A 245-nucleotide genomic window follows, 5' to 3' on the forward strand; every position below is an offset into this window, starting at 1 on the left:
GTAGTAGCGATTTGTTGATTTAACCATACACACAAAGATAAGAAATGGTGCCCGTGGCACTTGCGTTTTCGTTTCATCCCGCCTGCTTCTATAGCTAATTGATTAAGTGTAGCGGGAGACATATATCGATATAGCTCCTCGGCAAATAAAGATAACTCTTGTTTTTGGTGCATATTCATAAAAAGCACGTCACCCTTTCTCATTAACATAAGAAAATAGTAACGTGCTTTTAACTTCAAAAATAG

The 245-nt window shown here is 37.1% G+C and carries 1 pseudogene; it reads right to left on the minus strand.

Going from position 1 to position 245, the window contains the following annotated elements:
• Positions 1-179 (minus strand): annotated as a pseudogene (locus tag JDS81_RS30020) (IS4 family transposase); the annotation flags it as partial.
• Positions 180-245: the final 66 nt, after the last annotated feature.

This window comes from Bacillus cereus group sp. N31 (genome assembly GCF_016483245.1).
Classification (GTDB): Bacteria; Bacillota; Bacilli; order Bacillales; family Bacillaceae_G; genus Bacillus_A; species Bacillus_A toyonensis.